Below are 6,106 nucleotides of genomic sequence, written 5' to 3' on the forward strand. Positions count from 1 at the left end.
AAAAGTGTGTTAAGGATACCTGTGGGGTATTATATGCCGCTTTGCCAAAACAATCAGCACAGGATATTTATGCCCATCGTTTCAAAATATTCTAATGAGCGCGTGGAACAAATCATTGACGACGTTGTCAATGTGTTACAACGTCATGAAGCGCCATTAGATTTAGCCTTAATGGTACTCGGAAATGCCACCACTGAGCTTATTAACGGAAGTGTTAAGCCCGAGCAACGAGCTGCAGTTGCAGACAAATTTGCAAAAGCGCTCACAGCCTCAGTAAAATAATACTAAGCTATTGTTTGCGCAGGCCTTACCTGCGCAATAATAGAAAAATTAATGGATATTTTGAATCGTTATGGTCGAAACCGGTAATCGATATATGGACAATGTTTCCAAGCTTATTAGCTGGGGCCATTGGTTTAGCAGCATTAACATACTGTTTGCCTTGATTATTGCGATTAGATACTTAGTTGCCGCTGAATGGCCGCCGACCTTTCTTGGTCAATCTTATCTACTGATTAGCTGGCTGGGACATTTTAGCTTTATCAGCTTTGCATTTTATTTAGTCTTTATCTTTCCTATCAGCTTTTTCGTGCCATATGAACGCATTTTACGGCTACTTGCTGTATTTGCTTCCACCGCTGGCTTAACCATACTGCTACTGGACACCCAGAGCTTTAGCTTGTTTCGTTTTCACCTTAATCCCTTGATGTGGCAGTACCTCTTTAATGATAACAATCCAAGTACTGCCAACTTATTGTTTATCGCTATCCCCTTTATTTTTTTATTGCAACTTACCGCTTCTGAGCTTATCTGGCGCAATTTACGTCCCTTATATCGCGCCAATCATGGCCCCAAGATAGCCGTAGTATTAATCATCGCATTCCTCTTAACGCACTTGGTAAACATCTGGGCAGACGCGACTTTTTACCGCCCAATAACCATGCAAAAAGCTAACTTTCCACTTTCTTACCCGATGACGGCAAAATCTTTCTTGATCCGTCAGGGCTGGGTTGATGAAGCCGAAATCAGAGCACATCAAAATCCACATCATGAAGGCCGAACAATAAAGTACCCCCTGCGTGAAATTGAGCATAATTTGGTAACACAACATCCTAATGTTGTCGTCGTCATGGTCGATGCACTGCGGGCCGATATGCTAAACAAAACAAACATGCCTAATCTGTCACGACTTGCTCAAATGAGCACTGAGTATCAAAGCCATTTTAGCGGTGGTAATCATGAAGATTTAGGCATTTATAGTTTCTTTTATGGCTTGCCAGGGCGTTACTGGCCCGACATAGAGCAAAATAAAACGCCTTCTGTATTATTGAGCAGTTTGCAACAGGCAGGATATGAGCTTGGTCTATTCAGCAGTAATCAAGCGCCGTCATTACAGGCTATCGCGGCCAATAGTCAGCTAAATGTGAGCACTAATGAAGGAGCCCTCAAAGGCGATATCGATGCGATCAAGCAATGGCAAGAATGGCAAGCAAACAATCAAACCAAGCCGAGTTTCAGTTTTCTTTATCTCACTGCCGCCTCAGCAATGGAAACGCCACCTAATTATCCTGAATTATTTAGTCCGACGACCAGTACTTTAAAAGATAAAAAGTTGGCTGAACCCCAGCAACAAGAAGCTTTATTCAATCGTTATAAAAATGCGATTTCGTACACCGATATTTTGTTAGCACAAGTATTTGATAGGTTGACTGAGACCAACCAGTTCGATAATTCAATTATCATCGTAACTGGCGCTTATGGCCAAGAATTCAATGATTTGGACACTAATCAGTGGGGCAATCATTCAAACTATGGCTGGCCACAAACGCAGGTGCCTTTAGTGATACATTGGCCAGGACAAACTGCACAGAAAATTGAACAAGATACCAGCCACTTAGACCTAGTGCCGACGTTAATGGAACAAGTGTTAGCGACTAAAACACCCAGCCGCTTTTACTCAACAGGGCAAAACCTGCTTGAGCCATTAAAGCGTAATTACATTTTAATGGGGGATGATAATGACTACGTGGTTTATCAGAAAGATAGCATTATAGAGCTAAATGCAAAGGGTGACACCTATGTACTCGATCGCGGTTACAACCCCATTCCAAAAGCCGAACCGGATGTAGCAGTATTGATGCAAGTGTTAAATGATTTACGACGTTTTTACCCTGCAAAATAGACACTTAAGCTAAAAATTAACCAACAAGCTATGCCATTGATGGTTTGCTGAGCAGTCAGTTTTTTAAATAACAATTGTTACTTGCAATGCGTTAATAAATGCTTAATATAGCCATACAAATCGGGATATAGCGCAGCTTGGTAGCGCATCTGCCTGGGGGGCAGAGGGTCGCAGGTTCAAATCCTGCTATTCCGACCAATTTCTAAGAAACCAGCCTTCGGCTGGTTTTTTCGTTTGCGCAATCGTCAAATACAACAACCCTCTCTCCTTCAGTGCTCTAAATTGACACTTTTATGTCTATATAATGCCCAATCAACTTAGCGATACTTACATTTCAGCAAGGGTTTATACACATTTAGGCAAGGCATTGAAGCAGGTAATGGCTTTTCCTTATCAGCATCAATCTTGCAGCACAAACCCGAGTAAAACTCGCCCTTTGGGAGCGTAGTCTTGTTTCCCAGACTTAAAATCAAGCGCGTTATTACGCTAGTTTAAAAGGTATTTACATTCCTGCATTTGGGTGTCTAGTATTAGAAACAAGGCATGCTGTAACACATGGGCCTTCAAGTTGATTAGATATAAGAGTAAACAATGAAAGCGGTAATACTTGGAGCGACAGGCCTTATAGGCCATGAATTACTTAACCTATTACTCAACGCGCCTCAATTTACGCAGGTATTTGCAGTCGGTCGACGTCAACCTATGCTCCCACCAACAACACCGGGGGTGGAAAAGCTTACTTATATACCAGCCACAATCGAAACCTTTAATCGTCCAGACTTTTTCAAAACGGCGCTACCGAGTCAAATAGACTGCGTATTTTGCTGTCTTGGGACCACGCTTAAAGCGGCAGGTGACAAAGCCAACTTTATTGCAGTTGATAAAACAGCAGTGATTAACTTTGCTCAAGGTTGCTTACAATCAAACAATCCAAATTTACATTTTTTATTGGTTTCAGCCCTTGGCGCAAACGCGAACTCACCACTTTTTTATAGTCGTATCAAAGGTGAGGTTGAAAACGCCTTACTGCAACTTAAACCGCCACGCTTATCTTTGTTTCGTCCATGCTTACTACTTGGACAGCGCGCAGAAACTCGTACCTTTGAATATGCCTGTCAGCACTTATTCAGGCCATTAGCATCACTATTTATTGGCCCCTTAATGACGCTGAGGCCAATTGAAGCAAAACGAGTCGCGATAAATATGCTTAAGGCGACTACAGATCACATGCCCTCAGCTGCTAAGGTTGTGACAAATAAACAAATGCACCAACTATCAGTAACCGTTAGCGATAAAAAAACCCGCCGAAGCGGGTTTTAAGTATTAACTTTAACTAGTTAATTAAAGTGGACAAACTGGATTCCAGCCTGTTACCCAGTTCTCTGCAGAGCCAGGTTGACCATCGTTACCACCCCATGCACGAGCCCAAACTTGGCCTTTATGCGTTACCATATCGCCTTTACCGTAGTTAGCAGACCAACCACTTGTCCAAGGCTCTAATGTAGATACATCGATGCCACGTGCTTCACAGCCACCGTCAGTGATCATTTTCACTTCAGTTTTAGCCGCAAACTCACCTGAGCCAGTAGTAAATACGAATGAAGATGGGCCACCACCAATTGGTAAGTGAGCATCAATCTTAATCGTATGGCTTGCACCTGGCGCAATATTTACCGATGTAGCGAAACGATGGAAATCGTCTTGCATACCTGGCGCACCTTTGTTGCCACCGTTGTTAGCGTGGTTTAGTAGCGTGCCTACTGCCTTAAGGTCTTTGCTAACGTCAGTTGAAGACGGGATACTAAATGCAATCTTCGAGATAGTTTGGGTACTGTTATTAGTAAACAACCACTCTGAAGTTTGTGGCCATGCAACACTCTCGTCAGTTACGTAACCAACTAGTGAAACGGCAACATCCAGTTTCTGAGCAGGAAGATTAACTAAAGGATCAACCATGTTCATATCAGCCGCACCTGCCGCCGCTAGAATCTCATGACCTAATGAAGTTAAAGTACTACCCATGAAGTACTCACCGTTACCGGCAGCACAGTTTGATTCAGGAACAATCGTTGAGGTACGAACACCATCTACTAACGCGTAACAGTTGTAGTCACCCGCCATTTCCCAGAACATGATACCGCCTAAGCCTTTATCTGCTACATATTGAGATTTAGCACGAACCGCTTGCTCATCTTCAATGTTTAGCATTACTTTCTTAGTTGGGTTCCATAACCAAGCCGCTTCAGCATCGTTGTCGTAGAAACGAGTATACGTACCTACTAACTTGTCAGCTTCGTTGTTAACTGGGTCTAAACCATGTTGCTCAGCGTATGTACCTACATGTGCATTAGCTAAGTTTTTAACATGCCAGATTGGGTTTGAACCTGCACCTAACTCGTTACCGTGTGGGTCAGAGTCATGCCACATGTTGTCGATACCAACTGCGCCGTTACCACAACCTTGCTCAGTACCTGTACCTGTACCGCGTTCACACTGGTCAGTTGGTGCTTTACCGCCGTAACCGTTCACGCCACCTTCAACGCCTTTCCAGCCACGAGTGTAGAATGGTAGACCAACGTTAATACGACCTGCTGGTACTACACCGCGGAAGTAATGGTAAGCCCAATCAATGTTTAAGTAACCAATGTTGCCATAAGCACCGTAAACACCAAATAGGTTCATTTCAGGATCTTTACCGTTATCGTAAAGTGGACCATTGAAACCAACAACTTCACCCCAAGAGCCAGAGAAGTCATAAGTCATCATGTTGATGAAATCAAGGTATTGGCCTGCAGAGTACACTTCCATACCACGTAATAGGTAACCAGAAGATGGTACCGCTACAGTTAGGTAATAATGAACACCATCTTCAGCAGATGCTTTATCGATTGCTTCACGAAGTTGTTTCATTAATACATTGTAAGAAGCCATTAAACCACTACGACGAGGGTTTTGTGCCGCACGGTCATATGGATTACCGCCATCCATTAGTGCCGTTGGGTATTCGTAATCTAAGTCGATACCGTCAAAACCATAAGCACGAATGAAGTCTACCGAAGACTTAACAAAGGCATCAATACCTGCTTGGTTGACACTACCGTCAGAGTTAGTGGTCATTGAGTAGAAGCCGCCGTTAACAACACGGCCAAGATCGTCAATTGGACAAGGACCTGTGTTTACAACACCATTCTTATCTGTTTGACCCGGCATCGTCCATTTGTCTTCTGCTGTTGGAGCATCTGTCATTGGACAAGTAGAGCCAGTGTTCGCGCCCCAGAAACCACCTGTTTCAGCCCAACCACCGACAGAAACCAGCGTTTTCACACCGTTTTCTTTCTTGTACTTGTTCAGTAAGTTTAAGTGGCCTTTGTATTTCATGCTTGGATCCATATCGGCATCCGTTGCACCTGGTACATCATTCCAAACCATACCCGTATTCGGGTTAGTTGGATCAAGTTGGTAACCCGCTTCTGTTGGGTAAACATTATCACCAATAGAAACACGGTAGTTGTTATCGATATGAGCAAACGCATAGTTGATGTGCGTTACTTTATCCCATGGCACATCAGTCGCTAAGTAAGTCGCTTGACCGTTAGCACCATTACGCCAGTTAGTGAAGTAACCGATGATACGGCGTGAGGAGCCGTTGATTTCTTTCTCAATACCACCTTCTTGGTAAACAGTACAGTAAGGTACGTCTACGCCAGGTGTTTTGTATAAACCTTCAGGACGACAAGCTTCGTGATTGCCTGGACCAGGAGTTGGTTCAATGGTTGGCTCTGCCGTTGGTTCAACTGTCGGCTCTGCTGTTGGTTCAACTGTTGGCTCAACTGTCGGTTCAACTGTTGGTTCAACTGTTGGTTCAACTGTTGGTTCAACTGTTGGTTCAACTGTTGGTTCAACTGTTGGTTCAACTGTTGGTTC

At 43.6% G+C, this 6,106-nt stretch carries 4 protein-coding genes and 1 tRNA gene; 4 read left to right on the top strand and 1 reads right to left on the bottom strand.

Translation table 11 applies throughout. The features are described 5' to 3' along the window. Window positions 1-69: 69 nt before the first annotated feature. The 4 genes from K1M91_RS13450 to K1M91_RS13465 all read left to right on the top strand — a co-directional run bounded on the left by K1M91_RS13450 (window position 70) and on the right by K1M91_RS13465 (window position 3,502). The gene (locus K1M91_RS13450; protein ID WP_232802557.1) at window positions 70-282 is read left to right on the top strand and encodes a YejL family protein; all 213 of its coding nucleotides are present in this window, start codon (window positions 70-72) and stop codon (window positions 280-282) included. 94 nt (window positions 283-376) lie between these two features. Further along, window positions 377-2,182 carry a DUF3413 domain-containing protein gene (locus tag K1M91_RS13455; RefSeq protein ID WP_232802558.1) on the top strand — a complete coding sequence of 602 codons (1,806 nt, stop codon included), beginning with the start codon at window positions 377-379 and terminating at the stop codon, window positions 2,180-2,182. Between the two features lie 121 nt (window positions 2,183-2,303). Beyond that, window positions 2,304-2,380 (top strand) — tRNA-Pro (locus K1M91_RS13460). A gap of 393 nt (window positions 2,381-2,773) precedes the next feature. Continuing rightward, window positions 2,774-3,502, top strand: a complete 729-nt coding sequence (locus K1M91_RS13465) for a nucleoside-diphosphate sugar epimerase (protein ID WP_232802559.1) — start codon at window positions 2,774-2,776, stop codon at window positions 3,500-3,502. A 21-nt stretch (window positions 3,503-3,523) separates the two neighbouring features. On the opposite strand, the gene K1M91_RS13470 is transcribed toward K1M91_RS13465, so the two are convergent. Then, window positions 3,524-6,106: glycosyl hydrolase family 18 protein (locus K1M91_RS13470; RefSeq protein ID WP_232802560.1), on the bottom strand; the 2,583-nt coding region annotated here is incomplete at its 5' end.

This window comes from Motilimonas sp. E26, assembly GCF_021278025.1.
Classification (GTDB): domain Bacteria; phylum Pseudomonadota; class Gammaproteobacteria; order Enterobacterales; family CBDFNC01; genus Motilimonas.

Bases quoted from the DNA above. Each gene is read 5' to 3' on its own strand.
- K1M91_RS13450 (WP_232802557.1), top strand. From the start codon at position 70: ATGCCCATCGTTTCAAAATATTCTAATGAGCGCGTGGAACAAATCATT.
- K1M91_RS13455 (WP_232802558.1), top strand. From the start codon at position 377: ATGGACAATGTTTCCAAGCTTATTAGCTGGGGCCATTGGTTTAGCAGC.
- K1M91_RS13465 (WP_232802559.1), top strand. From the start codon at position 2,774: ATGAAAGCGGTAATACTTGGAGCGACAGGCCTTATAGGCCATGAATTA.